The sequence below is a fragment of the Sporosarcina sp. ANT_H38 genome (assembly GCF_008369195.1).
Lineage (GTDB): Bacteria > Bacillota > Bacilli > Bacillales_A > Planococcaceae > Sporosarcina.
In genome coordinates, this window is record NZ_VOBC01000014.1 from 1 (window position 1) to 2,952 (window position 2,952).

Below are 2,952 nucleotides of genomic sequence, written 5' to 3' on the forward strand. Positions count from 1 at the left end.
AAGCTTGTTGAAAACCAAAGGGTTAAGTTAGAAAGGGCGCATGGTGGATGCCTTGGCACTAGGAGCCTAAGAAGGACGGCACTAACACCGATATGCTCCGGGGAGCTGTAAGTAAGCTTTGATCCGGAGATTTCCGAATGGGGAAACCCACTGTCCGTAATGGGACAGTACGTTTACGTGAATACATAGCGTAAACGAGGCACACCCGGAGAACTGAAACATCTAAGTATCCGGAGGAATAGAAAGAAAAATCGATTCCCTGAGTAGCGGCGAGCGAAACGGGAAGAGCCCAAACCAGGAAGCTTGCTTCCTGGGGTTGTAGGACACTCTATACGGAGTTACAAAGGAATGGATTAGACGAAGCGACCTGGAAAGGTCCGCCGCAGCGGGTAAAAGCCCCGTAGTCGAAAGTCCATTCTCTCCAGAGTGTATCCTGAGTACGGCGGAACACGTGAAATTCCGTCGGAATCCGGGAGGACCATCTCCCAAGGCTAAATACTCCCTAGTGACCGATAGTGAACCAGTACCGTGAGGGAAAGGTGAAAAGCACCCCGGAAGGGGAGTGAAATAGATCCTGAAACCATGTGCCTACAAGTTGTCAGAGCCCGTTAATGGGTGATGGCGTGCCTTTTGTAGAATGAACCGGCGAGTTACGATTCCATGCAAGGTTAAGCAGAGAATGCGGAGCCGCAGCGAAAGCGAGTCTGAATAGGGCGATAGAGTATGGGGTCGTAGACCCGAAACCAGGTGATCTACCCATGTCCAGGGTGAAGGTAAGGTAACACTTACTGGAGGCCCGAACCCACGTACGTTGAAAAGTGCGGGGATGAGGTGTGGGTAGCGGTGAAATTCCAATCGAACCTGGAGATAGCTGGTTCTCTCCGAAATAGCTTTAGGGCTAGCCTCAAACTTAAGAATCTCGGAGGTAGAGCACTGTTTGGACTAGGGGCCCATCCCGGGTTACCGAATTCAGACAAACTCCGAATGCCGATGATTTATGTTTGGGAGTCAGACTGTGGGTGATAAGATCCATAGTCGAGAGGGAAACAGCCCAGACCACCAGTTAAGGTCCCCAAGTATTCGTTAAGTGGAAAAGGATGTGGCGTTGCCCAGACAACCAGGATGTTGGCTTAGAAGCAGCCATCATTTAAAGAGTGCGTAATAGCTCACTGGTCGAGTGGCGCTGCGCCGAAAATGTACCGGGGCTAAACGAATCACCGAAACTGTGGATTGACATCTTAGATGTCAGTGGTAGGAGAGCGTTCCAAGGGCGTCGAAGCTAGACCGTAAGGACTGGTGGAGCGCTTGGAAGTGAGAATGCCGGTATGAGTAGCGAAAGAAGGGTGAGAATCCCTTCCACCGAATGCCCAAGGTTTCCTGAGGAAGGCTCGTCCGCTCAGGGTTAGTCAGGACCTAAGTTGAGGCCGAAAGGCGTAGACGATGGACAACAGGTTGATATTCCTGTACCACCTCCCCGCCGTTTGAGCAATGGGGTGACGCAGTAGGATAGGGTGAGCGCGCTGTTGGTTATGCGCGTCTAAGCAGTGAGGTGTGAAATGAGGCAAATCCCATTTCTATAACATTGAGCTGTGATAGCAAGGGGATTTATCCCTGAGTCCCTGATTTCACGCTGCCAAGAAAAGCCTCTAGCGAGGCGGGAGGTGCCTGTACCGCAAACCGACACAGGTAGGCGAGGAGAGAATCCTAAGGTGATCGAGAGAACTCTCGTTAAGGAACTCGGCAAAATGACCCCGTAACTTCGGGAGAAGGGGTGCTCTGGTAGGGTGTTAAAGCCCGAGAGAGCCGCAGTGAATAGGCCCAGGCGACTGTTTAGCAAAAACACAGGTCTCTGCAAAACCGCAAGGTGAAGTATAGGGGCTGACGCCTGCCCGGTGCTGGAAGGTTAAGAGGAGAGGTCAGCGCAAGCGAAGCTTCGAATTGAAGCCCCAGTAAACGGCGGCCGTAACTATAACGGTCCTAAGGTAGCGAAATTCCTTGTCGGGTAAGTTCCGACCCGCACGAAAGGCGTAACGATCTGGGCACTGTCTCAACGAGAGACTCGGTGAAATTATAATACCTGTGAAGATGCAGGTTACCCGCGACAGGACGGAAAGACCCCGTGGAGCTTTACTGTAACCTGATATTGAATTCCGGTGCAGCCTGTACAGGATAGGTAGGAGCCTTGGATTCCGGAGCGCTAGCTTCGGATGAGGCGTTGGTGGGATACTACCCTGGCTGTATTGGAATTCTAACCCATGCCCCTTATCGGGGCAGGAGACAGTGTCAGGCGGGCAGTTTGACTGGGGCGGTCGCCTCCTAAAGAGTAACGGAGGCGCCCAAAGGTTCCCTCAGAATGGTCGGACATCATTCGTAGAGTGCAAAGGCATAAGGGAGCTTGACTGCGAGACCTACAAGTCGAGCAGGGTCGAAAGACGGGCTTAGTGATCCGGTGGTTCCGCATGGAAGGGCCATCGCTCAACGGATAAAAGCTACCCCGGGGATAACAGGCTTATCTCCCCCAAGAGTCCACATCGACGGGGAGGTTTGGCACCTCGATGTCGGCTCATCGCATCCTGGGGCTGTAGTCGGTCCCAAGGGTTGGGCTGTTCGCCCATTAAAGCGGTACGCGAGCTGGGTTCAGAACGTCGTGAGACAGTTCGGTCCCTATCCGTCGCGGGCGCAGGAAATTTGAGAGGAGCTGTCCTTAGTACGAGAGGACCGGGATGGACATACCTCTGGTGTACCAGTTGTCTTGCCAAAGGCATCGCTGGGTAGCTATGTATGGACGGGATAAATGCTGAAAGCATCTAAGCATGAAGCCCCCCTCGAGATGAGATTTCCCATTACGCAAGTAAGTAAGATCCCTCAAAGAAGATGAGGTTGATAGGTCTGGGGTGGAAGCGCGGCGACGTGTGGAGCTGACGGATACTAATCGATCGAGGACTTAACCAA

General features: G+C 52.7%; 1 rRNA gene. It reads left to right on the forward strand.

From position 1 onward, the window contains the following. Positions 1-20: 20 nt before the first annotated feature. A 23S ribosomal RNA gene (locus FQ087_RS22190) occupies positions 21-2,952 on the forward strand.